Here is a 26,296-nt window from a genome sequence, read left to right as displayed (position 1 = left end):
GGGGGCGGCGGCTCACGCGCCGGTGGGGGCGGCGGCCTACGCGCCGGTGGGGGCGGTGGCTCACTTGCCGGTGGGGGTGGCGCGGCCGCGCAGCACGGCGCGGCGGGCGGTGGCACGGCGCCGGGCCGACGTGACCACCTCGGAGGCCTCGCCGCTGTCGTCGTCGAGCCAGCGGCCGAGGGAGTGGATGTCGCGGAAGCTGAACAGGTCCGGCACGCGGACGCGGCGGCCGAACCGCCGCGTCATCAGCCTGGCCAGCCGGACGAGCAGCAGCGAGTCGCCGCCGAGGTCGTAGAAGGCGGCCCTGACGTCGATGCCCGCCGGATCGAGTTCGAGCAGGTCGCCCCAGATCTCCGACAGCGCCGCCTCCGTCGGCGTGCCCGCGGCCGTGACGGGCCCGCCGGTGGCGGCCGGCGGCTCGGGAAGCGCGGCGCGGTCGAGCTTCCCGCCCGGCGTCAGCGGGAGCTCCGTCAGGAACACGATCGTCCCGGGGACCATGTAGTCGGGCAGCTCGGCGGCCAGCCTGCCGTTGATGGCGGCCTGGAGCGCGGCGTCCAGCCGGACGCCGCCCTGGGACTCGCCCTCGGGCACGACGTAGCCGACGAGCCTGTTGCCCCGCACCACGACCGCCGCCTGCCAGACCTCGGGGCAGCCGGTCAGCCAGGCCTCGACCTCCTCCAGCTCGATGCGGTAGCCGCGCAGCTTGACCTGGTGGTCGGTGCGGCCGACGAATTCGAGCTCGCCGCCGGCCGTCCACCTGACGACGTCACCGGTGCGGTACATGCGCTCGCCGTCCAGGAACGGGTCGGGCACGAACCGCTCCGCCGTGGTGCGCGGCCGGCCCACGTAGCCGTGGGCGAGGCCGGCACCGCCGAGGTACAGCTCGCCGGGCACGCCGGCCGGCAGCCGCTTCAGGTCCTCGTCCAGCACGTAGACGCGGGCGCTTGCCGACGGCGCGCCGATCGAGGGCTCGCCGGTCTCGTCCCGCGGCACCATCTTGAACGAGCAGAAGACGGTTCCCTCGGTGGGGCCGTAGGCGTTGAAGACGCGCTCGGCGGTGGTCTCCCGGTACGCCCGGTCCACCAGCTTGCGCCGCAGCGGCTCGCCGCCGAACACGATCGAGCTCAGGTTCGGCGGCAGTCCGCCGGCGTCGAGCAGGCTGTTCATCACCGACGGGATGGCGTTGAGGTGGGTGATCCTGTCGAGGTACGGGCTCTCCGGCAGGTGGACGGCGCTCTCCACGAGCACGACGGCGCCGCCGCGGCACAGCGCCGCGAAGATCTCCATCACGGACATGTCGAAGCAGATCGAGCTGGCCGCGGAGACGCCGCTCAGGTCGCAGCCGGCGAAGATCCGGTCCATCTCGGCCAGCATGGCGACGCAGCCGCCGTGCCGGACGGCGACCCCCTTGGGCCGGCCGGTGGACCCCGACGTGTAGATCACGTATGCGGTGTCGCCGGGCACGACGGGGACGGGCTTCTCGCCGGGCTCGGTCGTCACGGTCTCGCCCAGCACGACCGCGGTGGGCCCGGCCGGGCAGCCGGCCCGGGACGCGGGCGTGGTGAGCAGCAGGCGGGTCCCGCTGTCCCGGACCATGAGGTTCAGCCGCTCGGCCGGATACCTCGGGTCCAGCGGCACGTAGCAGGAGCCGGCCCGCAGGATGGCCAGGATGCCGACGAGCAGGTCGGGCGTGCGCTCGACGCAGATGCCGACGGGGACACCGGGGCCCGCGCCGTCGGCGGCGAGCCGTTCGGCCAGCGCGCGCGACCGCTCGTCCACCTCGCGGTAGGTCAGGACGCCGGCGTCGGAGAGGACCGCGGGCGCGTCGGGGTTCTTGGCCGCCTGTTCGAGGAACTCCGCGTGCAGGGTCTCGGTCACTGGTCGCTCTCCTTGGGAAGGCCGCTCGGCGTGATCTGCTCGATCGGCAGGTCGGGGTGGGCGATCGCACCGAGGAGCACGGTGCGATAGAGCGTGAGCAGCGCCGTCACGGTCTCCCTCGCCAGGTAGCCGGGCTTGTACTGGACGTGGCCGACCACCTCACCGGAGATGTCCGCCATCGAGATCTCCAGGTCGAACTTGGCGATGTGCCTGCGCACCGGCAGCGGTTCGAGCGGCAGCGCGCTCTCGGGCGCGATGGTGTCGCCGATGCCGTGGAAGAGCCGCACGGAGCGGGGGAACGCGTCGGAGGAGAGCCAGTTCACCACCGAGTCGAACCACGGCGAGCGGCCCTCGGCCCTGGGCGGCTTCAAGGTGGAGGCCAGCAGGTCGAGGGGGTAGTTCATGTGCTCCAGCAGGCCGAGCGAGAACGCGTGGACCTCGGACAGCAGGTCCCGGAAGCTGCGCTCGCCGGCGGGGTTCGCACGCACCAGCACCGTGTTCAGGTAGTAGCCGACGGCACTCTCCCAGCCAGGCTCGGCACGCTGCGCGATGGCGGTGGCCAGCACGGAGTCCGTGACGCCGGCCGCGCGGTTGAGGGTGGCGAAGAACCCGGCCAGCACGACGGTGCTGATCGACACGCCTTCGTGCACCGCAAACTCCCTGAGCCGGCGGGTCTCCCCGGCGCTCCAGCGGAACGTGAGGTCGCGGCCCTCGTAGGTGACGCCCTCGGGACGCTCGGCGCCGGACAGGTCGACGTGGGCGGGCGCGTCGGCCAGCCGCCGCGACCACCAGTCCAGTGCGGCGTCGGCGGCCGGTCCTGCCAGCCACTGGCGCTCCCACTCGACGAAGTCGGTGTACGGGGGGACGGGGCCGCTGCCGGCGGGGTCGGCTCCCCCGTAGAACTCCTGGAGTTCGCGGATCATCACGTCGGCCGATGCCGCGTCCGAGGCGATGTGGTGGACGAGCACCAGCAGGTAGTGGTCCGCGGGTTCGCGCCTCATCAGCACCACGCGCACCAGCGGGCCGTTGTCGAGGTCCAGCGGCATGTGCCCGTACCCGGCGAGTGCCTCGCGGGCCTCCTCGTCGTCCAGCTCCGTGCTGTCCACGAGGAGGAGTTCGTACACCGGCTCGTCCAGGATGACCTGGTGCGGGATGCCGCCCGCCTCCACGAAGAGCGTGCGCAGCGCGGGATGCCGTTCCACCACGGCCGACACCGCGCGGTCGAGTCTGTCCTCGTCGACCTCGGTGCGGATCCGGGCGGCCACCATGAAGTTGTAGGGCACGGCGTCCGGATCGATCTGCTGCATGAACCACAGCGAGGCCTGGCCGTGCGACGCCGGTGCCAGTGCGAAGCCGAGGCCGCCGGCACGGAGCCGGTCGAGCGCCGGCGCCTCGGTGGGCTCCATGAGCCCGCGCGCGGCCAGCTCGTCCACCAGCTCCTCGGCGTCCAGTTCGGACAGGGCGTCGAGGAGCGAGCGTGCCGGTGCGGCGCCGGGCGCGGGCGCTGGTGCTGGTGCTGGTGCTTGCGCCGGCTCGACCCGCGCGACCGGCCCCGGCTGCTGTGCCGGTGCCGGCCGCGGCTCGGCGGCCGGAGCGGGCTTCGCCGCCGCGGCCGCTGCCGGGGCGGCCGCTTCGGTCGGTGCCGGGGCGGCCGCCGCCGGGGTCGCGGCCGGGCCCCCGATGGTCTCGACGATGTGGTCGACGAGCTCGGGTATGGTCCGGCCGTCGAGGAACACCACCGGCGACACCCGCTGCCCGAACAGCGACTGCAACCTGTTCACCAGGCGGATCGCCAGCATCGAGTCGAGGCCGAAGTCGCGCAGGGTGGCGCCTTCGACGAACCTGCCGGCCGGCACCCCCACCGCGTCGGAGATCTCGTCGAGGACGACCTGCTCCACCGGCCTGTCCCGCACGGTCGTGGCCTCGGCCGCGACGGCCGGTGCCGGCTCGGCGACCGGCGAGGGCGCGGCGACCGGCGCCGGCGCGGCGGACGGTGCGGGCACGGCTTCGACGCGCGCCGCCGCCTCCAGCCAGTAGCGGTCCTTCTGCCACTGCACGAGCGGGGTCTCAACGACCTCGACGTCGTCGGCGAACAGCGAGTCGAACGTCAGCGGGATGCCCCTGACGTACAGCGACGCGGCGGCCCCCAGCAGGCAGCGGACGTCGTTCTCCTCGCGCCGCAGGGAGTTGACCGCGTGCACGCGGGCGCCCCTGGTCAGCGCGATCTCCTCGACGGCGCCGCGCAGCGTCTCGTGCGGGCCGATCTCGACGAAGGTGCCGACGCCGGCGTCGGCCAGCGCACCGATCGTCTCCGCGAACCGGACCTGGTCGCGCAGGTTGTGCACCCAGTAGTCGACGCCGGCGACCGGGTTCACCGTGCCGGCCAGTGCCGTGGAATGGAAGTCGGTGGTGCCGGTCAGGGGGGTGATGCCGGCGATGCGTGCGCGCAGCGGCTCGATCAGCGGGTCCATGCCGGGGCTGTGCACCGGCCGTTCGACCCGGATGTTCCTGGTCGAGATGCCGGCCCGCCGGAGGTCGGCCTCCAGGGCGCGGACGGCGTCGGGCGAGCCGGAGACCGCCGCGCTGGTGGGACTGTTCACCACGGCGACGGCCGCGTGCTCGGCGTACGGAGCGAGCCACGGCAGCAGCTCCGCTTCCGGCAGGTCGACCGAGATCATGGCGCCCGGGGCCGCTTCCCGTTCGAGCAGGTGCGACCGGGCGACGACCACGCGGGCGGCGTCGTCCAGGGACAGCATGCCGGCGACACAGGCGGCGGCGACCTCGCCCAGGCTGTGCCCGACGACGGCGGCCGGCTGGACGCCGAGTTCGAGCCAGACGTTGGCCAGCGAGACCTGTAGGGCGAACAGGACGGGTTGCTGGAAGTCCATCTCCTCGAACCTGGCCCGGTCGGCCGGCGCGGCGAGCTGGTCGAGCACCGAGCATCCGCCGGCCGCGCGCACGGCCGCGTCGCAGGCGTGCATCCATCTGCGGAAGCCGGCGTGGACGCGCATCAGCTCCCGGCCCATGCCGACCCAGTGCGTTCCGCCGCCGGAGAACACCAGCGCCACCCGCCGGTCGCCGTTGCCGGCGGCCGTGCCCGTCACGACGTCGGGGTGCGGCCGGCCGGCTGCGACCCGTGCGAGTCCGTCCAGGACCTGCTGCCGGTTGCTGGCGAGCAGCGCCACCCGGTGGCCCAGATGCGTACGCCTGGTCGCGAGGGTGTAGGCGAGGTCGGGGACCCGCAGGCTCGCGTCGCGCTCGACGTGGTTGGACAGCTCGCGGCAGGTGTCGGCGAGCGCCTGTGCCGAGTGCGCCGTGACCGGTACGAGATGCAGCGGTCCGTCCGCCGCGACGCCGTCCGGGCTCGGCGCGACGTGGCGTCCCCGGTCGCCCGCGAGGAGCGGTGCGGGCGTCACGGGATGGCCGGCCGCGTACAGCGCGCCGAGCGAGCTGAGCAGGGTCCGGGCCTCGTCGGTGCCGCGCCGGATCGACGGCAGGGTGGCAGCGGTCAGGATCTCCGCCACGGACCTGAGCAGGACGGGATGCGGGCTGAGCTCGACCACCGCGTCGATGTCGTGGTCGCCCAGGGCCGTCAGGGCGTCGGCCATCCGGATCTCCCGGCGCAGGTTGTCCGCCCAGTAGTCCGGTCCCAGCTCCGCACCGTCGACGAGCGCGCCGGTGACCGTCGAGATCATCGGGATGCGGGTGGTCCGGGGCCCGATGCCGGCGAGTTCGGCCCGCAGCGGGGCGAGGACGTGGTCGACCAGCGGCGAGTGCGGTGCGTGGCCCATCCGCACCCGATGGCTCGTGATGCCCTCTGCGGTCAGCCGCTGGACCAGCCCGTCGATCTCCTCGGGCGTGCCGGTGACCAGCGTGGAGTTCGGGCCGTTGCGGCCGGAGACCGTCAGCCGGCCGGTCAGGTACGGCTCGACGGCGTCCGCACCGGTCGTGACCACGATGCCGTCGCCGCGTCCGACGGCCAGTTGCTGGAGGAGCCGGCCGTGGCCGGCGGCCAGCAGGGAGGCGTCGTCGAAGTCGAGCGCGCCGGCGATGTGGGAGGCGGCGAACTCGCCGACGCTCTGTCCCACGACGACGTCCGGCTCCACCCCGAGCGAGCGCCAGGCGTCGGCCAGGGCGACCTGGAGGGAGAACAGCAGCGGCTGGAAGACGTCCATGTCGTCGATGCGGCCGTCGGATGCCAGCATCTGGTCGACGAGCGAGAAGCCCAGCAGCTCCCGCATCCGCCTGTCCGAGCGCATCATGGACCGCCGGAACACGGGCATTCCGGCGAGGAGCTGCCTGCCCATGCCGACCCACTGCGACCCGTTGCCCGAGAACAGGAACGCCACCCGCGGCCTGCGTCCGGTCCTCTCTCCGACGCTCAGCCCGTCGGCCGCCGTGCCGGCGGCGAAGGCGTCCAGCTGTGCCCTCAGCTCGGCCATGTCACGGGCGGTGGCCGCCAGCCGGAACGTGCCGTCGCCGGCTGTCCGGCGGCAGACCACCCGGAGGTCGTCCTCGTCGCGCAGCGCCGCGGCCTGCTCGGCCAGCGCCTCGCGGGAGTCCGCGGCCAGCAGCAGCAGCGAGCTCTCGGGGCGCGGCAGTTCCTCGACGGCGACGTGGCAGATCGCACCGCCGAAGCCGAACGAGCTGACGCCCGCCCGGCGCGCGTCGGACCGCCGCGGCCACGCCGCCAACCGGTCCTGGACGGTGAGGTTGTACTCGTCGAACAGGATCTGCGGGTTGGGGCTGGCGTAGTGCAGGCTCGGCGGGAGCACGCCGTTGCGGATCGACAGGGCGAGTTTGACCAGGCCGACGATGCCGGCCGCCGCCTCCAGGTGCCCCACGTTGGACTTGACCGAGCCGAGGCGCAGCGGTTCCTCGCGGTCCCCGCCCAGGACCGCGCCGATGGCGTTGGCCTCGATGGGGTCGCCGAGGGGCGTCGCGGAGCCGTGGCACTCGATGTAGTCCACCTGGGACGGTGCGATGCCGGCCCGCCGGTACGCGTTGCGCAGCATCAGTTCCTGCGCCTGCGGATTCGGTGCCGTCATGCCGTTGCTGAGGCCGTCGTTGTTGGCCGAGCTGCCCTTGATCAGGCAGTACACCGGCAGCTCGCGCTCCAGCGCCACGCTCAGCGGGGCGAGCACGACGACCCCGGCGCCCTCGCCGCGCACGTAGCCGTCGGCGCGGGCGTCGAAGGTCTTGCAGCGGCCGTCGGGAGCGAGTGCGCCCATGGCGTCCATCGCGGTGTAGTAGTCGGAGACGAAGCTCAGGTTCACACCGCCGGCCAGCACCAGCTCGCTCTCGCCCATCCAGATCGACTGGCAGCCCAGGTGCACCGAGACCAGCGATCCGGCACAGGCGGCGTCGATGGCCATGCTCGGGCCCTGGAGGCCGAGGACGTAGGAGACGCGGTTGGCGATGATGCCGTCGTGCATGCCGGTCGCGGTGTGCGGGGTGATCCGGCTGTCGGGGCCCCGGTAGTGCGCCAGTGCGGCGTAGTCGCCCCAGCAGGAGGCCATGAACACGCCGGTGTCGCTGCCGACGAGGCTGAGGGGCGCGAGACCCGCGTCCTCCAGCGCCTCCCAGGCCAGCTCCAGCGTCAGGCGCTGCTGCGGGTCCATCTGGACGGCTTCGCGGGGTGAGATGCCGAAGAACAGCGGGTCGAACCGGTCGATGTCGTCGATGAATCCGCCCCAGCGCACCGTGTCGCGCAGGAGCTCGCGCCGAGCGGCCGGTACCGGTCCGACGGCGTCGCCGCCCTCGACCAGCAGCTGCCAGAACGACGCCGGGTCGGGTCCGCCGGGAAACCGGCAGCCGATCCCCACGATCGCGATGGGCTCGTGCGATGCGGGGCGCCGGTCCCGGCTCGGGGCGCTCTCCGCGGCGCGCGGCCCGTCGACGAGCGCACGAGCCAGGTCGTCGACGGTCGGGTACTGCCACATCCAGGTGACCGGAACTCTCCAGCCGAGAAAGTCCGACAACGCTTCGACAAGAGCCGCGGACTTCAGCGAGTCGAGACCGTACCGGTGCAGCGGTGCCGAGCGGTCGACCGTTTCCTTGGGTAAGTCGAGGAGCTCGACAACGCGAGAGATCAGGAACTCCGTCAGAGCATGGATATCTCGCGCGACGCGCTCTTGGGGCATTTCGGCTCCTCAGCGGGGCGGATGAAAGGGAATGGCACAGCCTGCGGCCGGCTGGCTGACGGCCCGGAGAATACGTCGACTACGCGATGGGGGCGGGACCGAGGCGGGCAGGGCGAGCATGCGGCCGTGCCGGCATTCACGGCCGGAGTCGCGGGTTCTTACCCGGGGAAATGGTTGTCCCGCGTTCAGGAGGGAGGCCGGCCATGGAATGGCCCATGACACGGAGGATTCGCCTCCGCCGTGTCGCGTGCCACGGAAGTGCCGCGGAAGTCCCACGGAAGTGATGGACAGGGTGAGTAGGGGATCGACGTGTCCGACGTTTACGCGCGACGGGGGGTGTAAACGCAGGGCGAGTATCTACGGCAAGGCAAGCATCTGGGCGCAGGGCGGGTGGAGGATCTCGTTGCGCGCAAGGCTGTGCGCTATCAGGGCGCACTTCACCCTCGTACGTGTCTCAGCCCGGGGCAGGGTTCACCGGCTGCCGGCCCGGCAGTGCGGGATGTGACACCCGGGGTGTCGAGGCGGCACGAGGACTGGTTGGACTGGAGCGACTGAGGTGACTGGGGCGACTGGGGCGACTGGGAGCACTGGTCAGGGCCGGTGACGGGGGGTGTCGCGGGCCACCGGCACACGGCACCGCACCCCCGCATGAGGGCCGTTACGGCAGGCCGGACGGCCAGTGCCGCGGTCTTCGGCGTCAGGGGAGCCGGCGTCAGGGCGGGTCCAGCGAAGACGGCGATCCGGTCCGCGCGTGGACGCCGGGGCCGAGGAAGGTCGCTGGGACGCCGCTGTACCCGACGGCGATCTCGGGCACTCGCCCGTGTGGCGCCGGGCAGACCGTCCCGCCCCGGAGATGATGGCACGGCTGCCGAAAACCGACTAAGTGCATCGCGACCCTACCCTTGTGAAGTAAGCGTGGCCGAATCATTTCGGATTCACCGCCCGACGGTCAGCCCGTCAGGCGATCTCGCCTTCTCCCCCATCAAGTCGGTGCAACGCTGCATCGGCTCAGGGAAAGGACGAGCACAAAATTCACCTGCTCGACCACTGCCGACGAGCCCAAGGGTCCGGTTCGCTCAAGGCGGCAATTACGCGGGCGAATGTGAACCGGATTACCAGGCTACCGCCCGACCGGTTCACGTCAAACTGCCACTCTGCGGACGCTGAGACACGTGCGATCTGTTGGCGGGAAGGTGAGGTGGCGCGATATGCCCGCACGGCGTCCGGTCTACTTCATACGCCGGCCGTAAGTCAGTTCGGACCCCGTGGACGGTAGCGAGTATGCTTGTTCATCAAGAGTCAGTCAACCCTCACACGTCCCACCTGCATCAGCGCTCCCGTTGAAGTCGTTGCGGCGCAAATCGGAATGCACCTCTCCCCTTTTACCGGGGCGCTCCCGCGTGGCTTCATACGCTCCGGCGGCATACGGGAGGGGCGGGCTGGACAGCAGGTGAGCGGCACTGCAAGCTGCACGATATGACAATCATGAACTCCGTACCGGCGTTGGCTGACGCCCGCGTCCCGGCAGTGAGCGCCGGGAAGTCAGGGCTCGCCACCGCGCGGCGGGCGCTTGCGACCGGAGCGGACGCCGCCTTATCCGGCTTATCCGGACGCTCTCCTCACCGTCTTGTGGCCGCGCCTTCCCGCGTACGGACCGAGGCCGCCGCTTCCGCGGCCGCCCCCACGGCGGCCGGCGTCGACGGCGGCGAGTTCCCCGGCAGGCCCGCATGACCGACACGACGGCGATGCCACGGCACAGGTCGGTCCTGGCACTCGGGGCGCTGGCCGGTGCGCTCGCACTGGACGTGAGCGGTCTCGGGGTGCTGAACGCCGCCCTGCCGTCCATCAGAGAACGTTTCGGCCTGGACGAGGCCACGCTCCAGTGGACGATGACCGCCTACGCGGTGACGTTCGCCGGCTTCCTGCTGGTGGGCGGACGCCTGGCCGACGTGTGGGGCAGGCGGCGGGTGTTCGCCTACGGTGTCGCCCTGTTCACGGTGTCCGCGGCGGTCGGGGCCCTGGCGCCGGACACCGCGGTGCTGCTCGCCGCACGGGCGGCCCAGGGCATCGGCGCGGCCCTGTCGGGCCCGGCCGCCCTGGCCCTGCTGACCGAGGTGTTCCCGGCCGGTCCGGCGCGCGACCGGGCGCTGAGCGTGTACGCGGCGATCGGCGGCGTGAGCTTCAGCGGCGGGGTGCTGCTGGGCGGCGTACTGACCCAGTTCCTCGGCTGGCGGTCGGTGCTCTGGTTCTCGGTGCTGCTGGGAGCGGCCGTGCTGGCCGTGACGCGCGCCGGGCTGCCCCGCGGTACCGGGCGCGGCGGCCGGCTGGATCTGCCCGGTGCCGTATCGGGCACGCTGGGCCTCACCCTGCTCATCGTCGGCGTGAGCACAGGCGGCGCGTGGGCATGGGGCGCGCTGTGCATGGCAGCCGTCTTCCTGCTGCTCTTCGTCGTGCGCGAACACCGCACCGCCGACCCCGTACTCCCCCTCGGCCTCTTCCGGATCCCGTCGGTACGGATGGCGAGCCTCGCGGCGTGCCTCCAGTTCACGGGCTCGGTCGGGCTGCTGTTCTTCGCGCCGCTGTATCTGCAGGGCATGCTGGGCTACTCCCCGGCCGAGTCCGGCATCGCGCTGGTACCGATGTCGTTGGCCGTGTTCCTCACCGCCAACTTCGCCACCGGACGCCTGCTGACCAGGTACCCGCCGAGAACGCTGATGGCCGCCGGGCTCGTCCTGATCGGCGCGGGAACAGCGCTGTGGCTGAGCACGCCGCACCACGGCAGCTACGTGCAGCACGTGCTCCCCGGCCTGGTGCTCAGCGGCATCGGCCAGGGGCTGAACTTCCCCTCGATGACGTCCTCCGGGCTCACGGACGTCGCGCCGGAGCAGCACGCGGTCGCCGGGGCGGTGAACGTCGTGGCACAGCAGATCGGCTCCAGCGCCGGAGTGGCGGCCATGGTCCTCGTCGCGTCGACCAGCGACGACCAGCTCGGCGGCTACCACCTCGCCTACCTCGCGGCCGCCGTCGCGTGCGTGCTGGGCGCGGCAGTCGTCTTCAGGAGGCAGCGAGTGGTGCAGGCGGCGCTGTAGCCGCGGGGCGCGGGCGCTGGGGTGGGAATCGCGGGCGCGGGCGCGGGTCGCGGGTCGCGGGTCGCCATGACGGTGCCTCCCCGGGCGGCCCGGGGAGGCGGTCGGTGGCCTGGGCTGTGCCGTGCCTGGGTCGTGCCGTACCTGGCCGGGCCCGTTTCTGCAAGAAAGCGTCGCAGGTGCCCGCAAGCGGGGGGCCTCATCGCGTTTCGGGTTCGGTTGCCGACAGCCACCGGCGCACGCCCTGGATCAGTGCCCGGCTGTTCTCAAGGACGGCCTCAAGGCCCTCCTGAGGGCTGGTGCCGGGGCGCTGGTAGAGGACGACGCCGAGGACCAGCCGCTGCCGTCCGCTGCCGTCGGGCGCGGTGGCCGCCCACATCAGGGCGCCTCCGGCAGGGGTGCTGGAGCCGGTCTTGATGCCGATCACGCCGTCCGTGCCCAGCAGCGTGTCGGTGTTGGGCAGTGAGCCGGACCTGTCAGGTTTCTCGACATGGGTCCTGGCGACGACGGACCGGAACACGCCGTCCCGCATGACCTGCTCGGCCAGCTTGAGCTGGTCGGCCGAGGTACTGGTGGTCGTGGGCTCGAAGCCGCTGGCCCCGGTGTAGGTGGTGTGGTCCATGCCCAGGGTGTGAGCGGCCCGGTTCATCTTCCTGACGAACGCCTGCTCGGAGCCGGCGTCCCAACGGGCCAGCATCCGGGCGATGTTGTTGCCGGAGGGGATCAGCATCAGCTCCAGCACCTGCCGTTCGCCCAGCCGCTGTCCTTCGATGACGGGCACGGCCGATTCCACGCCCGACAGGGGCTCGCCGGCGGCCTCCTGGTCGACAGGGATGCCGGGGCCTGCCTCACCCTCTTCCAGCGGGTGGTCGCGGAGGACCACGTAGGCGGTCATCACCTTGGTGACGCTGGCGATCGGCACGGGTTTCCGCGTGCCCTTCGGACCGAGCTCACCGTGTTCACCGAGGCCCTCGACCAGGATGCTCGACTGGCCCTCGCGCGGCCAGGGCAGCGACGCCGCCGGGGAGCTCACGGTCGGCGTCCTGCCCGCGCCGGTGCCCGAGCGGCCACTGCCGGAGGTGAGCCCGCTGACGGCACCGAGGCCGGCCAGGACGACCAGGGCCAGGCCACCGGCGACAAGGGGAGCGGTGCGCCGCGCCCGTGGGCGGCCCGGTCGGTGGACGGGGAGCCACGGATGGTCCCCGGGCGGTGGCCCCGGCGCCGGGTCCGGCCGAGCTGCGTCAGGTACGCCGGGAACACGATCAGGGCACATGGGCAAGGCACCTCCGTGAGGGACGCGCGAGGTGTCGCGCGCCGACCACTCTGGCCGGAGTGCATGTCCGCCCGGCCCCGGTCGTGGGTCGGGTACCGCTCGGCCGGTCATCCGTCGTGTACCAGCCGTGTCGCGCCGCTGCGCGCGTCCGCCGGTGGCCCGTCCGCTGGCGGCCCGTCGGCGGGCGGCCGCGGGCCCACCCCTCCGGTCCAACGGGCCCTCTGTGCTGCAATAGGCAGCGGGTTCGGGGCTCGAGTCTGCCCGGCCGCTCCGCTCAACGAAGAACAGGACAGCCGGTTATGACGGACAGGAACCATCCTCATGGGGCCGAAGGAGGTGTTCGGGCGGGCGACACGTCCGTGCGGCTCGATCCTGCCTTCAAGGCGGACGCGCCCAGGCGGTACGAGGCATTGCGGAGGATCGGGCCCATACACCGGGCCAAGCTGTCGTCGGGCATCGACGGCTGGCTGGTCGTCGATTACGACCTGGCGCGCGAGGCTCTGACCCATCCGGCGCTGCTCAAGGATCCCTCCCCGGCCGCCGAGACACTCGAATCCGCCGGATACGTTCTGAACCAGCCCGGAGTGGGGCTCGGCGGCCAGATGCTGGAGGCCGACGGGAAGGAGCACACCCGACTGCGGCGGCTCGTCTCCGGGGCCTTCACCCCACGCCGCACGGCCGACCTGGCTCCGCGCATCCAGCAGATCGCCGACGGCCTGATCGATGCCATGGCCTCGCGCACCACCGGGGACCTCGTCGAATCCTTCACGGCGCCTCTCCCGGTGACCGTCATCGCCGAGTTGCTGGGCATCCCCGAGGAACACCGCGACAACTTCCGGCTGTGGACCAGCGACGCGCTCAACCTCATCGCCGACAGCCACCGCAGCTCGCTGGCCAGCCTGCACGGCCTGCTGTCGCAGCTCATCGAGGAGAAGCGGACACATCCGGGGGACGACCTCATCTCGGCGCTGGTCGCCGCTCGCGACGACGAGGACGGGTCCCTGACCGAGGCGGAACTCGTCGGCACCTGCCTGCTCCTGGTCGTCGCCGGGCACGAGACCACGGTCAACCTCCTGGGCAACGCCGTCCTGGCGCTGCTGCACGATCCGGCACAGATGCGGCTGCTGCGCCGGACGCCGGACCTCATGCCCAAAGCGGTGGAGGAGTTCCTGCGCTACGACACCTCCGTCGAGACCACGACACACCGCTTCGCCTCGCAGGACCTCGAACTGGGCGGCCGGCTCCTTCCCCGTGGGAGCGTGGTGGTGGTCGCGCTGTCGTCAGCGAGCCGCGACGCCCCCATGGCCGCGGGTGAGGACCCGACCGTGCTCGACGTGTCACGGCCGACCGCCCGGCACCTGTCGTTCGGCCACGGCATCCACCACTGCCTGGGAGCCCCGCTGGCCTGACTCGAAGCGACCATCGCCCTCGGGGCGCTACTGCGCCGCGTACCGGACCTCCAGGCGGCGGTCCCGCTGGACGAGATCGCCTGGATCCCTTCCGGCATGATGCGCGGCCCGGTCAGCCTGCCGGTGCGGTATGGGGACGTACTTGGGTGAAGTCGGCGACAGGGTCGCCGCAGTGGACCGCGATGGGTGGCGGACACGGGCGGCGATGGAGAGCTGCCAGATCGTGCCGGTCGAAGGGCGACTGCTCCAGCCACTTGATGGAGCCGAGGAAGCGCAGCTCCTTGGCAATGGGGGCGCGGTCCGGTCCTTCGACGGACGCAGCGACACGGGCAGCTCCGCGGCGACGATCCGGTTGTCCGTGAGCAGCTCCAGCGCTCGCTGCAGCGGCGTGGCACCGATCCCGCCAGCCGCGCGGGCGATGTCGGTGAAGGCCCGAAGCCCATCATGCCTACCGAAGCCCATCCATGTTGGTAACGTCAACGTTAGCAACATTGACGCTAGTACGACGCTCCGCCGAGCGTCGCTCACGGTCACGGGTCGTGGACCGACGTCCCTCCGGCCTGCGGTACCGGACCGGTCGAGCCACGCAGCGAAGACCCCGGCGTAAACCGTGTGCTGCCATGCGAGGCTCGGCCGGGACCGAGTCCGGCTGATCACGGAGTCGGGCTCCCAGGACAATGGGCGATTCGGCCCCACAGCGAGGAAGCTCTTACGCGGATTTGCGGATTTACGGGGTCGACCTTCGGCGGGCTGAAGTACTCCACGACGAGATGACGAGGGTCAGCTATCGCGGCACCGTCCCGGCACGGGGAGAGACCGAGGGCCCGACCCCGAAGAGTCGATCCCTCTCTGACCTGTACGTTTGCCAGATCAGCAACGTAGTGACGAGTCAGCCACTACACATTGAACCGGAACGTCCAAGGCAGCGCTGTCATCTGCGTAAACGGGCCAATGGTGGACGTCATCCAGCACGGATCCAGCGAGGGCGCGGACCCACGCACCGCTGGGGGCCACCACCGGGTGACACAACCCCCTCAGGCTGGGAACAACGCGTCAAGCCAGGAATCTCCCGGCGGCGGCACGAAGAAGTGACCGCTGCCTCCGGCTCGTCCGCACGGGCGAGAGACTGGCTCGTCCGCGAATCCCGGCAGGGTCACGCAAAGCCGTAACCGGTCAGGCATTTGTCTTCGCTGCCGACCCGCATACATGACCGGACACTGGTCAGGCATCGATCAGCAGGTTGGCAAGCCGTTGCTCGCTGAAGGCCATTCTGGCGGCGAGTGCGATCGCTCCCGTTGTCCCGGCGTCAGCGCCGAGCCGTGAGGTGGTGATGACCAGTTTCCGGGTAGCCAGGGGAAGGGCGTGTTCGTAGACGATGGCTCGCACTCCGGCGAGGACCTCGTCACGCAGTTCGCTGAGCGGGCCGCCGAGGATGAGCGTCCGGGGATTGTAGATGTGCACGAGCAAGGCGACCGCCTCTCCGATCTCCGTCGCCGCCTGCCGGATGCGCCGCAGCGCCTGTGGGTCCCCACTGGACACACGCCGGGCGAGGGCCTGGGCGGCCTCGCGCGGATCCCCGCCCGACGAGCCGAGGATGTTCAGGTCTTCCAGTACGGCGCGATGGGAGGCCACGGCTTCGAGACAGCCCGTCTTTCCGCACCGGCACAGCGTGTCACCGCCGTTGAAGGCGCGGATGTGTCCGATGTCGCCGGCCCCGCCGTCCGCTCCGTGGTGCACGGTGCCGTCGGCGGTCACCAGGCCGGCGCCGATTCCATCTGCGATCTTGATGAACACCAACGGTGCCTCGGCATGGTCCAGGCTGGCTTCCCCCAGGGCCATGAGGTTGACGTCATTGTCGACGATGACATCGGCTCCGAGCACGTCACGCATGTGAGCGGCGACCGGATACTCGTCCCAGCCGGGCAGGAGGGGCGGGCGGACGGCGTATCCGTGCGCGAAATCGACCGGTGCCGGGAGACTGAAGACGACCTGGCAGAGCTTGCTGCGATCGACCTGCTGTGCGGCCAGCAGCCTCTGAAGCCCTTCGTCGACGGCAGCGAGAACGCTCTCCGGGCCCGCCTCCACCTCCAGGTCCAGCACCTCTTCGGCGAGGACGCGGCGGGTGAGGTCGGCGAGGGCCAGACGGGTGGTGTGGGTGTCGATGTCGGCCACCGCGATGATGCCCGCGCCAGGGCTGATGCCCAGGATCGTCGGGGGGCGTCCGCGGAAGGATTCCCTGGCCTCGGTCTCCTCGACCAGTCCGCGTTCGAGCAGGTAGTCGACTTGCTGGCTGACCGTGGAGCGGGCCTGTCCCGTGCGCCGGGCGATCTCGGCCCGGCTGGTTGCCCCTCCACTCGCCACCAGGTCCAGGATCTTGCCCAGCCGTTCCAGTGGAGGAGCCGGGCGCTGAGCCCGGCGAGCCTGGGAACCACCATCTTTATGCATACTAGAAAACTAAATCCGACAGCTTGCGTCAGTCAACGTCCTTAATCATGCTGACCCGTGCTGTAAGTAGCATGGAAATCTTCTTTGAACGTACAGGTGTGTTCATGAGTAGCCAACACTGTGCCGCGGTGGTGGGTGTCGGAATGATCGGTGCCGTGCACGCAGCGGCCATCCGTTCGTCCGGTGGAACCGTCCGCGGAGTCCTCGCTTCGAGCGCGCAGCGGTCTGTCCAGGTCGCCGAGGAGTGGGACGCTCCAATCGGCTACCCGGACTTCGAGGCGGTGCTGGGCGACGACCGGATCGATGTCGTCCATATCTGCACGCCCAACGCTCTGCACGCCCACCAGACCGAAGCCGCGCTGCGGGCCGGGAAGCACGTGGTGTGCGAGAAACCCATGGCGACCTCGGTGGCGGACGCCGAACGTGTCACTCGCCTCGCGCAGGCGAAGGGCCTCGTACTCGCCGTGCCCTTCGCATACCGCTACCACCCCCTCGTACACGAGATCCGCGCTCGCCGGCTCGCCGGCGAGTTCGGCGGTTGGCAGGTCCTGCACGGCAGTTATCTCCAGGACTGGATGCTCGACCAGGCGGCCACCTCCTGGCGGGTGGACCCGGTGGCCGGTGGTGCCTCGCGTGCGTTCGCCGACATCGGTTCCCACTGGTGCGACCTGGTCGAGTGGGTCGCCGGGGTCCGCTTCACCGAGGTCGTCGCCCGGTTCGGCACCACGATCGGCATGCGGCCACGGGGCACCGCGGCGAGCTTCAGCGGCGTCGGCGCCGGCGAGTCACCCGATGAGCCGACCGTCCTCGCTCCGGTGGAGACAGAGGATGTGGCCGCCCTGCTCCTGCGCACCGCGGAGGGTGTGCTGGCCACGCTGACCGTCTCCCAGGTCTCGGCAGGGCGTAAGAACCGGCTGTGGTTCGAACTCGACGGCTCCCGTGCCAGCGCCGTCTTCGACCAGGAGCGGCCGGAGGAAGTCTGGCTGGGCGGAGTCGAGGAGTCCCGCGTCATCGTGCGCGATCCCGACCACGGCTCGGGCGCGCAACGGCGCCTTTCCCGCCTGCCGGCCGGCCACGGCCTCGGCTACGTCGACTGCTTCAGGGCGTTCGTCGCCGACGCCTATGCCGCCATCGACGCAGCGCCGCCCGACGGACTCCCCACGGGGGTCGACGGACTGCGCTCGGCGCGTCTCGTCGACGCCGTGCTCAGATCGCACGCCGTCTCCGCCTGGACCCGCATCGACACCGCAAGCCACCTGGAGAGCACCACATGAACCTCGGCCTGTTCACCGCCTGCCTGCCCGACCTCTCACTGGAGGAGATCGCCGCCTGGGCGGGCAGCGCCGGGTTCGACGCACTTGAGGTCGCCGTATGGCCGGACACCGAGGGCCGCGGCCACCAGGCCGCCCATCTCCCTGTGGCCCGGTTCGACACCCAGGTCGCCGACAGGACACACGCCCTTCTCGACGCCCACGGTCTGGAGCTCTCGTCCCTGGCCTACTACGAGAACAACCTGCACCCGGACCCGATCCGCCGAGCGGAGATCCACGATCACCTCAAGGCTGCCGTCGACGCCGCCGCCCTGCTGGGTGTGCCCTACGTCGGCACCTTCATCGGCCGCGACTGGACCCGTCCGGTCGACGCCAATCTCGCCGATGCCGAGACGGTGTTCGCCGGCATCGTCGACTACGCCGGCGAACGCGATGTGCGGATCATCATCGAGAACTGCGTGATGGAGGGCTGGCACCCGGACGGCTACCCCGGCAACCTCGCCTACTCTCCCGAGCTGTGGGAGTGGATGTTCTCGCTGGGCCTCTACCTCAACTGGGACCCCTCGCACCTGACCTGGCTCGGCATCGATCCCGTCAGGACCATCGCACCGTACGCGGACCGCATCGTGCACGCCCAGGCCAAGGACCTGGAGATCCTGCCGGGCGCGATCGACCGGTACGGCTTCTTCGGCAAGAGCGTGCACCGTCCCGAACCCTGGGACACCGGTTGGTGGCGCTATCGCGTGCCAGGCCGCGGGCAGGTCGACTGGCGTACGGTCGTCGACGCCCTCTATGAACACGGCTTCACCGGAACGCTCTCCGTCGAGCACGAGGACCCGGTGTGGTCAGGGTCCGAGGCCAAGATCAAACAAGGGCTCGAAATCGCCCGCCGAACGCTTCGGCCGCTCATCGTCGCCTGACACGGCACATCGTTTCCGTCGAAGCCCTGGCTGGCAGGGCCGTCGTCGAGGACGACCGCTCTCTCCGCTCTTCCCGCGACAGCGGGCTGCACCACCCGGTAAGGAGGTGTCCGACATGACTGATACCGCCTGGACAGGCGTTGTCCCGCTTTCCTTACGGGACTCCGCGCGAACGGCGAGAACCGGCGCACCCCACTCCCTCGTGGTGACACCTCTCCATCGGGTTGCAGGTGCCTGACCCAGGCGCCGAGCAACTCCACCCAAGCCGTAGCAGGGGCGATGACCTCGCCGTCCCTCCGGCTTCTTCTGATGCCGTCCCGGGCCCTACCAGACCGTGACCGGCTTCCTGGCACCACACCACAGGTCCGCACACTGCAGGCGGTGTGTGCGGACGAACACCGTCGGCTCATCTCACCGGGCCCGTCGACGGCATCCCTTGCGCGGCCCCACCACCGCGGCCTGATCCTCCTGTCCCGACAGGCGCCTGCCGGGCCCGTGCCGCCTCACACACACGGCGGTGCTCACTCTCCCCCGTCCTGCCTTCCCGAGGGCGTGTGAACCACCGGCCGGACCGCACACATTCCGTCGCAACGAAGCGAGGTACGGCTCATGCCCGTCTCAGCAGAACCCGACCACCCTGCCGTACGCAGTCTGATACCGGCCCGACTCGACCGTCTGCCGTGGTCACGCATCCACACCAAGATGATGGTGGCGCTCGGGGTTGCATGGATCCTCGACGGCCTGGAGATCACCATCGCCAGCGTCGTCGGTGGCGCCCTCACCGATCACGACACGCTGAACCTGTCGGCCGCCGCGGTCGGGGCCATGGCCAGTGCCTATCTGCTCGGCCAGGTCGTCGGCGCGCTGGTGTTCGGCTCCTTCGCCGACAAATGGGGGCGCCGGAACCTGTTCATGATCACTCTTGTGGTCTATCTCGTCGGCACCTGCCTGACCGCGGCCACGGCCGGCGCGACCATCGGATGGGTGATCTACCTGTACGCCACCCGATTCATCGCCGGTCTGGGCGTCGGCGGCGAGTACGCAGCCATAAACTCCGCGGTCGACGAGCTCGTACCGCCCCGTCACCGCGGGCGGGCGGACATCGGGATGATGGGTTCCTACTGGGCGGGAGCGGCCTTCGCGACCCTGATGGAAGTGGTCATCTACGACAGGTTCTCGGCGGACAACCCCAATCTGGCCTGGCGGCTGGGATTCCTGCTCGGCCCGCTGCTCGGACTGGTCATCCTGTTCGTCAGGCGCAACCTCCCCGAAAGCCCTCGCTGGCTCATCATGCACGGGCGGGCTGCCGAAGCCGAAGCGAATCTCGACCTCATCGAACGCGAGGTGGTCAAGTCCGGCCACCGACTGCCGGAGGTGGATCCCGAGCGAGCGCTGGAGATCCGGCCCGTCAAGCGTTACAACTACCTCACCCTGGCACGCCTGCTGTTCCGGGAGTACCCCGGCCGGTTCATCCTCTGCGCGTCCATGATGATCACATCATCGTTCCTCTACAACGCGATCTACTTCACCTACACGGCCGTCCTCAAGATCTTCTTCGACGTCCCCAACACCAGTCTTCCCTGGTACGGCCTGGCCTTCGCTCTCGGAAACCTCATCGGGCCCCTGGTGCTGGGACGCTACTTCGACACCGTCGGACGCCGTCCGATGATCATCGGCACCTATCTCATCGCCGGCGTGGGGCTCGCGATCAGTGCGTACATCTTCAAGATCGGCCTCATGAACGCGGAGACGCAGACCGCCGCTTGGGTCGTCATCTTCTTCTTCGCCTCCGCCGGCACGTCGGCCGGCTGGGTCACCGTCGGCGAGAGCTTCCCGCTTGAGGTACGCGCCCAGGCGATCGCGGTCTTCGTCGCCCTCTCCCAACTCGTCGGTGCAGCCGCTCCGCTCTTCTACGGTCTGCTCATCGACAAGGACCATCCGGAACCCGGCAAGCTGTTCATCGGCTATGCCATCGGTGCGGCACTCATGATCATCGGAGCGGTCACAGCCATGCGGCTCGCCATCGCCGCGGAAGGCAAACCGCTTGAGGACATCACACCGCCGCTCTCGGCCATCGGTGGGGCGTCTCAAACGTGATCCCCGCTCGTCGCCTCACCCGCATATGGCAGTCGCACGAGGAAGCACGTGCCACATGTCCTGTCGGCGACGGTGAGCGTGCCGTGGTGGGCGTGAGCGATGTCGCGCGCGATGGCGAGACCCAGGCCGGTGCCGCCGGATACCCGGGAGCGGTCGTCCTCAAGGCGGGCAAAAGGTTCGAAGATGTGCTCACGTGCTGCTGAGGGGATGCCGGGGCCATCATCGCCAACGGCCACGACAACGCCTTCGTCCTCCGCGCGCACGCTGAGAAGGACACGGTCAAACGCATGGTGAACGGCGTTGTCCAGGAGGTTGCGCAGCAGGCGTTCCAACTCGTCGGGACGTCCGCGAACCAGGGCGGTCTCACGGGCGTCGCACTCGATGGCGAGGTGGCGCTCGGCCGGGAGGACCTGACCGGCGAGAGTGGTGGCCAGCTCTCTCAGGTCGACGATGGTGTCCGGCCCAGCAGGTACACGGGCGTCGAGGCGGGCGAGCAGCAGGAGGTCTTCGGTGAGCGACCGCAACCGGCGGGTCTGCCTGGCGGCGGTGCCGACGGCACTGGGCCAGTCCGTCTGATCAGGGTAGGTGAGAGCGACCTCCAGGCTGGCCAGGAGCGTGGTGAGTGGGCTGCGCAGTTCGTGCGCGGCGTCCGCGATGAACCGCCGCTGCTGAGCCGCCGCCTGCCCGAGACGATCCAGCGTGGCATTGATGGTGACGGCGAGCGCCGCGATCTCGTCCTGGGTGGGAGGGACCTCCACGCGCTCGCGAGGATCGCTGGCGGTGACAGAGGCCGTGCGGGCACGAATGGCCTCCACCGGACGCAACGCGTGCTTGGCGGCCGCGTAGGCGACGGCGGCGACGAACACCACCCCTGCGGAACCCACAAGCAGCAGAATGCGGGTGGCTGAGGCAACGGCGGCCTCGGCATCGAAAGGTGTGATCACGACGTAGATGCGAAGCAGTGCGTTGTCACGGATTCCGATGGCAGCAGCTTTGGCGTGGCCGAGGTCGTGAGCCTGGACATCGGCTGTGAGAGCTTGGAACGTGTGGCCTTCGAGGGGACCCTGTCCACCCGCGGCCGACCCGGGGAAATGGACGGTACGCAGGGACCAGACATCCCACCGGCCTGCGACAGGGGCTGGTAGCACGTGCCTGACGTCCGAGCCGAGGGCAGCCAGGTCCCCGCTGCACCCGGCGGACGCCGGCCGGCCGGAGACCACGATCTCGTAGGGCAGCTTGCCGAACCCACTCGGTGCGGCGCCTTGGTACAGCTGGTTCGTAAGAGTGTCGGCCTGATCTTCGGCAAGGCTGATGGTCGCCTTGATCCTCTGGTCGTAGAGCTGTCGACTCGCCCACCAACCCGTGCCGGCCAGGATGAAGGACGCCGCGACGGCGGCAGCCAAGGCGGTGCGAGCGCCGACCGAACGCGGCAGGAAGCGCCCCACGATCTCACCGACCACGCGCATCGTCATCCACCAGCCGGTAACCGGTCCCTCGCACGGTCTCGACGGATCTCCGCCGGAAAGGCATGTCGATCTTTCTCCGGAGGGAACTGATCCGGGCCTCGACGAGATTGGGATCCCAGGCCTCGTCGGGCCACGCGTGGTGGAGCAGGTCCGCCTTGCTCACGGCCTGCCCGGCGTTCCGGACCAGTACTTCCAGAACGGCGAACTCGCGGGGGGTGAGGGCGATCCTTGCCCCGGCCCGCTGGCAGGTGCGGGCTGTCACGTCCAACGAGAGATCTCCGACCGCCAGGACCAGCGGTCCCGCGGCGGATGGACGTCGCAGCAGGGCCCGCAGGCGTGCGACCAGCACCACATAGGAGAAGGGCTTGCTCAGGTAGTCATCCGCACCCGTGTCCAGCGCTTCGGCCTGGTCGTAGTCACCGTCCTTGGCGGTGAGTACCAGAATCGGTGTGTTGATCTGCTGACGACGCAACTGCGCACACACCCGGTAGCCATTCAGCCCGGGGAGCATCAGATCCAGGATGATCAGGGCGTAGTCACCGGTGCGAGCCATCCACAGTCCCTGACGACCGTCACAGGCGAGGTCGACGGAGTAGCCCTCGGCAGACAGCCCCGTCCGCAGGGTCTGTGCGAGTTCTATCTCATCCTCGATTACCAGGATGCGCATGACGAACAGCCTTACACAGGTGCACACGAGGGTTCCTGATCGCGAAGTCAGGTTCGATCAGGCAACGATCAGGACGCGACAGGCACGGTATCGGCATTCCCGCCGACCGAAAGGCCTGCTCATCCATGTCCGTCCCGAGGACCTCCGCGTCCGCCCCGAGTACGTCTGCATGGTGGCCCGGGCAAACGGTTCATGACTCCGCACCCCGCGAACCGGAGCGATCAGGAACGGGCTGGGTCTGGATTGCGGCCGTGCTCCTGTTCGCTCTCTACGGTTCACTGTCCCTACGTTTGCACCTGCGGATGCTCACCACTGGTTACGATCTGGGGATTTTCGAACAAGCGGTGCGCTCCTACGCTCACGGTCACCTACCGGTCGCCGAATTGAAGGGGCCCGACTTCCCGCTCCTGGGCGACCACTTCTCCCCCGTCGTGGCACTTCTGGCACCGGTCTACCGGTTGTGGCCCACCCCCGTGACCCTGCTCCTCGCCCAGGCCGGGCTGCTGGCCCTGGCCGTCGTGCCGCTCGGCCGATTCGCCCAGCACTCCCTGGGCCGGCGCGCCGCCGTAGTCCTGGCCTTCGGCTACGGCACCTCCTGGGGCATTGCCCAGACCGTCGGCTTCGACTTCCACGAAGTGGCCTTTGCCGTACCCCTGCTGGCGTTCAGCCTCGCCGCTCTGGGCGAGGGCCGGTGGCGTGCAGCCGCCGCGTGGGCTCTTCCCCTTCTGACGGTGAAGGAGGACCTGGGGCTCAGCGTGGCGGCCATCGGCGCGGTCATCGCGTGGCGCGGCCCTCGGCGTCTCGGTCTGGGGCTCGCGGCATCCGGTCTCCTGGGCAGCGCACTTGAGATCCTTGTCGTCATACCCGCTTTCAACCAGACGGGCAGTTATACCTATTGGGGGAAAATGGAAACTCCCCCGGGTGGCACCGGCCTGGGAGACCTGCTGGACAGAGTCACACTGGGTCTGATCACGCCGGAGCCGAAAGCCACCATGCTGGTGATGCTTCTCGCGCCCACCGCATTCTTTGCACTGCGCTCCGCCCTGATGCCGGTCGGTGTTCCGACCCTGGCGTGGCGGCTGCTCTCCGACAACCCGGCCTTCTGGGGCACGGGGTACCACTACAGCGCGGTGCTGATGCCCATCGTGTTCTTCGCATTCGCTGATGCTCTACGGCGCTCTGAGCCCCGCACGCGGTACCACGCACTGATGACGTGCAGTGTCGTCAGCGTCCTGCTGGTCCCTCAGTACCCTCTCGGCCAGCTGCTGCACGGCGACACCTGGAGGACCGGCCCTCGCGTCACCGAAGCCCGCCGAATCCTGGCCGGCATTCCCGACGGTGCCTCCGTCGCGGCTTCCAACCGCCTCGCTCCTCAACTCACAAGCCATGACCAGGTGACCGTGTTCGGTTATCCGAACAACCGCCCCTTCCCCCAGTGGGTGGTCGTCGACACCGCGACACCGCAGGGGTGGCCGATCACTCCGGTACAGGAGAGAAACTTGATCAACCAGACCCGCGAGGAGGGATACCGGACAGTGATCGACCGGGAGGGCTACCTGCTGCTCCGGAGGACACGGTGAACGGGTGCCATGCGTGTTCCGCGACGGCGACGGACCGCGGGCACGCCACAGGGCCTACGTTGCCCAACGTAACCGCAGAAAGGCCTGGTTGCCCATGGGGCCGATCCGGAGTTCTCACCGACAGTCGAAGGACGGGGACGCGTCCAGGAACCGTTGACGTGCAGTGCCGGTCGTGTACTGAGCGAACTCCGCAGCCGGACGATCCAGCGCCGATCCAGCAACTGACTCAACGGCACGACACCACTGGATCACCGCACCAGCCCTCTCATGCGTCAGGGGCTCAGTTGCCATAGCGCATCCATCGGCAGGGCCCGGATCCGATCCCCGAACGGCAGCGTCTGCTGGCCTGTGTAGAGGACGTATCCGGCGACGAACCGGTCACCGAGCAGATGGGCGAGATTGCGCAGTCCGGCAAGATCCTCGGTGCGTACGGTGGCACCGGCCTTGACCTCGACGCCGATCACGTCGCCGCGCGGAGTCTCGATGACCGCGTCCACCTTGACCTTGTCCTTGGTGCGGTAGTGGAAGAGGCGGCCTTGCTGTTCGGACCAGGTCAGCTGACGGGCGAGTTCCATGACGACGAAGTTCTCCAGCATCGCACCGGCGGCACCCTCGGGCTCGGCAAGCCGGGCGGCGTCCTGACCCGTCAGGTGGCAGGCGATCCCCGTGTCCACGAAGGCAAGCTTGCCCGTACCCACCGCCCTCCTTGTCAGCCCGGAGGTCCAAGCCGGAATGGTCTTGATCAGGAAAACCGAGGCAAGCAGTTCCAGGTAGCGCACCAGGGTGGTGTGGGGGGATACCGGATGCAGTGGCGAGCGCCGCGGGGACCAGCAAGCCTCCGGTGCGCCCGGCAAGCAACCCGAGGAGTTTCAGGATCTCACCGTGCCGCTCAATGCTGGCCAGCTCCAGGACATCACGTTCCACAAGGGTCGAAAGATAAGCGTTGAAGAACGCGGCCCTGCGGCGGGGCGCGCGCTTGACGGCCTCAGGAAAACCTCCGACCACCGCGCGGTCCAGATAGTCGCGCTTACGCAGCGTGGAGGTGCGACTCAGCCCGGCACCGTGGGTGAAGGCAGCATCGACGAATAGGTCGGGACCGCCGCTGATCTCCCCCTGCGAGAACGGCCACAGTTCGATGACCTCCATACGTCCGGGCAACGCGTCCGGCAGCGTCCGCATGGCAAGGATGCGCGAAGAACCGGTCAGCAAGAAGCGCCCCGGTGCCGGATCGAGGTCGACGGCCACCTTGATCGCACGGAGGAGTTCCGGCGCGAGCTGGATCTCGTCGATGAGCATCATCGACTCGTGCTCGACGAATCCCGTGGGGTCGTCCGCCGCGGCCCGCAGGGTGGCCGCGTCGTCGAGCAGGCGCAGGACGGCATCATGCCGGCGCCCGGCGGTCAGGCGGGTCAACGTCGACTTCCCCGCCTGGCGGGCGCCGTTGACCAGGACCACGCGAGTGTCGTCGAGCGCTTCGCTCACGAGGCTCTCGGCGTGGCGTCGAACCAGATCATTGCGAATTGCCATGCACCACAGGATGCCACCACCATCAAGATCAATGGTCAGATGGACGCATAACTTGTGGTCATATAGCCGCAAGCGTGATGGACATTCGGACGGTCGATGGCACGTCTATCAGGCGATCGATTAGCGGAACACAATCCGACGCTCGCCCGCGCACGGCCCGGCCACGCGCAAGAAGATGCGGGCCGACCGAGCATACGCGCCAGCCATCGGTCGACTACGAAGCGGCAGTCCGACGCCGCACCCACTTCAAGATCACTTACATCCGGCAGATATCCAACGTCCGCATTCCGAACAAGCTACGGCAAGGCCGACTCCGATGCCCTGACCAGCGCACACCGTACTGACGCCGCATCAGATCATCCCGCAAAATCCAGCAAAACGTTCTGCGGAACGCGGCGAAGACCCCTCACGACGCCACTGCCAATACCCTTTGACCTGCGGTTTCTCTCTACCGAAGGGCACCGGGCACGTACTAGACGTTGAACCGGAACGTTGGACGCAAGGCTGCCACCTGCGAAAACGCCGATTTGCGGC

Annotated in this window: 14 protein-coding genes and 2 pseudogenes; 7 read left to right on the top strand and 9 right to left on the bottom strand. The window is 69.7% G+C overall.

From position 1 onward, the window contains the following. Positions 1–60 precede the first annotated feature (60 nt). On the bottom strand, positions 61–1,878 hold the full coding sequence (locus tag Sm713_RS05350; protein ID WP_212908510.1) for an amino acid adenylation domain-containing protein: 1,818 nt from the start codon (positions 1,876–1,878) through the stop codon (positions 61–63). Next, positions 1,875–8,021 carry a type I polyketide synthase gene (locus Sm713_RS05345; RefSeq protein ID WP_212908509.1) on the bottom strand — a complete coding sequence of 2,049 codons (6,147 nt, stop codon included), beginning with the start codon at positions 8,019–8,021 and terminating at the stop codon, positions 1,875–1,877. Before Sm713_RS05345 ends, Sm713_RS05350 begins: the two co-directional genes overlap by 4 nt. Before the next feature lie 1,727 nt (positions 8,022–9,748). Between Sm713_RS05345 and Sm713_RS05340 the strand changes: the two genes are divergently transcribed. Next, positions 9,749–11,110 (top strand): MFS transporter, encoded by a 1,362-nt coding sequence (locus Sm713_RS05340; protein ID WP_212908508.1) that lies wholly within the window; start codon positions 9,749–9,751, stop codon positions 11,108–11,110. Between the two features lie 196 nt (positions 11,111–11,306). Here Sm713_RS05340 and Sm713_RS05335 read toward each other — a convergent pair whose 3' ends face one another. Then, on the bottom strand, positions 11,307–12,140 hold the full coding sequence (locus Sm713_RS05335) for a D-alanyl-D-alanine carboxypeptidase family protein (RefSeq protein WP_374195959.1): 834 nt from the start codon (positions 12,138–12,140) through the stop codon (positions 11,307–11,309). Between the two features lie 539 nt (positions 12,141–12,679). Here Sm713_RS05335 and Sm713_RS05330 point away from each other — a divergent pair. Continuing rightward, positions 12,680–13,789, top strand: a complete 1,110-nt coding sequence (locus Sm713_RS05330; protein WP_249416110.1) for a cytochrome P450 — start codon at positions 12,680–12,682, stop codon at positions 13,787–13,789. A gap of 112 nt (positions 13,790–13,901) precedes the next feature. Here the strand turns inward: Sm713_RS05330 and Sm713_RS40140 are convergent. Further along, positions 13,902–14,230 (bottom strand): annotated as a pseudogene (locus Sm713_RS40140) (hypothetical protein); the annotation flags it as partial. Between the two features lie 780 nt (positions 14,231–15,010). Beyond that, a complete protein-coding gene (locus Sm713_RS05325; RefSeq protein ID WP_212908506.1) occupies positions 15,011–16,234 on the bottom strand; it encodes an ROK family transcriptional regulator in 1,224 nt (407 codons plus the stop codon). Between the two features lie 104 nt (positions 16,235–16,338). On the opposite strand from Sm713_RS05325, the gene Sm713_RS05320 reads away from it, so the two are divergent. From Sm713_RS05320 to Sm713_RS05310, 3 genes are all read left to right on the top strand, one after another. Then, positions 16,339–17,508: a Gfo/Idh/MocA family protein gene (locus Sm713_RS05320; protein ID WP_212908505.1), complete on the top strand. Its 1,170-nt coding sequence runs from the start codon at positions 16,339–16,341 to the stop codon at positions 17,506–17,508. Then, a complete protein-coding gene (locus Sm713_RS05315; protein ID WP_212908504.1) occupies positions 17,505–18,425 on the top strand; it encodes a sugar phosphate isomerase/epimerase in 921 nt (306 codons plus the stop codon). The genes Sm713_RS05320 and Sm713_RS05315 overlap by 4 nt, the downstream gene beginning before the upstream one ends. A 609-nt stretch (positions 18,426–19,034) precedes the next feature. Continuing rightward, positions 19,035–20,522, top strand: coding sequence for an MFS transporter (locus tag Sm713_RS05310; protein WP_212908503.1), 1,488 nt, complete (start codon positions 19,035–19,037; stop codon positions 20,520–20,522). Here the strand turns inward: Sm713_RS05310 and Sm713_RS05305 are convergent. Beyond that, positions 20,513–21,994, bottom strand: coding sequence for a cell wall metabolism sensor histidine kinase WalK (locus Sm713_RS05305; protein ID WP_249416109.1), 1,482 nt, complete (start codon positions 21,992–21,994; stop codon positions 20,513–20,515). The two genes, Sm713_RS05310 and Sm713_RS05305, sit on opposite strands and share 10 nt — an antisense overlap. Further along, positions 21,972–22,655 carry a response regulator transcription factor gene (locus tag Sm713_RS05300; protein ID WP_212908502.1) on the bottom strand — a complete coding sequence of 228 codons (684 nt, stop codon included), beginning with the start codon at positions 22,653–22,655 and terminating at the stop codon, positions 21,972–21,974. Before Sm713_RS05300 ends, Sm713_RS05305 begins: the two co-directional genes overlap by 23 nt. A gap of 251 nt (positions 22,656–22,906) precedes the next feature. On the opposite strand from Sm713_RS05300, the gene Sm713_RS05295 reads away from it, so the two are divergent. Further along, positions 22,907–24,235, top strand: coding sequence for a DUF2079 domain-containing protein (locus Sm713_RS05295; protein WP_249416108.1), 1,329 nt, complete (start codon positions 22,907–22,909; stop codon positions 24,233–24,235). A gap of 272 nt (positions 24,236–24,507) precedes the next feature. On the opposite strand, the gene Sm713_RS05290 is transcribed toward Sm713_RS05295, so the two are convergent. Both Sm713_RS05290 and Sm713_RS41600 read right to left on the bottom strand, forming a co-directional pair. Further along, complete coding sequence (locus Sm713_RS05290; protein ID WP_212908500.1) at positions 24,508–25,014, bottom strand: ATP-binding protein; 507 nt, start codon at positions 25,012–25,014, stop codon at positions 24,508–24,510. Positions 25,015–25,399: 385 nt separating this feature from the next. Continuing rightward, a pseudogene (locus tag Sm713_RS41600) lies at positions 25,400–25,648 on the bottom strand (AAA family ATPase); the annotation flags it as partial. Between Sm713_RS41600 and Sm713_RS40135 the strand changes: the two are divergent. Next, positions 25,541–25,813 (top strand): hypothetical protein, encoded by a 273-nt coding sequence (locus Sm713_RS40135; RefSeq protein ID WP_249416107.1) that lies wholly within the window; start codon positions 25,541–25,543, stop codon positions 25,811–25,813. The pseudogene Sm713_RS41600 and the gene Sm713_RS40135 sit on opposite strands and share 108 nt — an antisense overlap. Positions 25,814–26,296 lie beyond the last annotated feature (483 nt).

This window comes from Streptomyces sp. TS71-3, assembly GCF_018327685.1.
Taxonomy (GTDB): domain Bacteria; phylum Actinomycetota; class Actinomycetes; order Streptomycetales; family Streptomycetaceae; genus Streptomyces.
The sequence above is the reverse complement of the archived record's forward strand: the minus strand, read 5'-3'. Positions and strand labels throughout refer to the sequence as shown.

What these genes read in the sequence shown, in the direction of transcription:
- Sm713_RS05315 (WP_212908504.1), top strand. Translation starts at nt 17,505, where the DNA reads ATGAACCTCGGCCTGTTCACCGCCTGCCTGCCCGACCTCTCACTGGAG.
- Sm713_RS05305 (WP_249416109.1), bottom strand. Translation starts at nt 21,994, where the DNA reads ATGACGATGCGCGTGGTCGGTGAGATCGTGGGGCGCTTCCTGCCGCGT.
- Sm713_RS05330 (WP_249416110.1), top strand. Translation starts at nt 12,680, where the DNA reads ATGACGGACAGGAACCATCCTCATGGGGCCGAAGGAGGTGTTCGGGCG.
- Sm713_RS05300 (WP_212908502.1), bottom strand. Translation starts at nt 22,655, where the DNA reads ATGCGCATCCTGGTAATCGAGGATGAGATAGAACTCGCACAGACCCTG.
- Sm713_RS05320 (WP_212908505.1), top strand. Translation starts at nt 16,339, where the DNA reads ATGAGTAGCCAACACTGTGCCGCGGTGGTGGGTGTCGGAATGATCGGT.
- Sm713_RS05310 (WP_212908503.1), top strand. Translation starts at nt 19,035, where the DNA reads ATGCCCGTCTCAGCAGAACCCGACCACCCTGCCGTACGCAGTCTGATA.
- Sm713_RS05340 (WP_212908508.1), top strand. Translation starts at nt 9,749, where the DNA reads ATGACCGACACGACGGCGATGCCACGGCACAGGTCGGTCCTGGCACTC.
- Sm713_RS05325 (WP_212908506.1), bottom strand. Translation starts at nt 16,234, where the DNA reads ATGCATAAAGATGGTGGTTCCCAGGCTCGCCGGGCTCAGCGCCCGGCT.
- Sm713_RS05345 (WP_212908509.1), bottom strand. Translation starts at nt 8,021, where the DNA reads ATGCCCCAAGAGCGCGTCGCGCGAGATATCCATGCTCTGACGGAGTTC.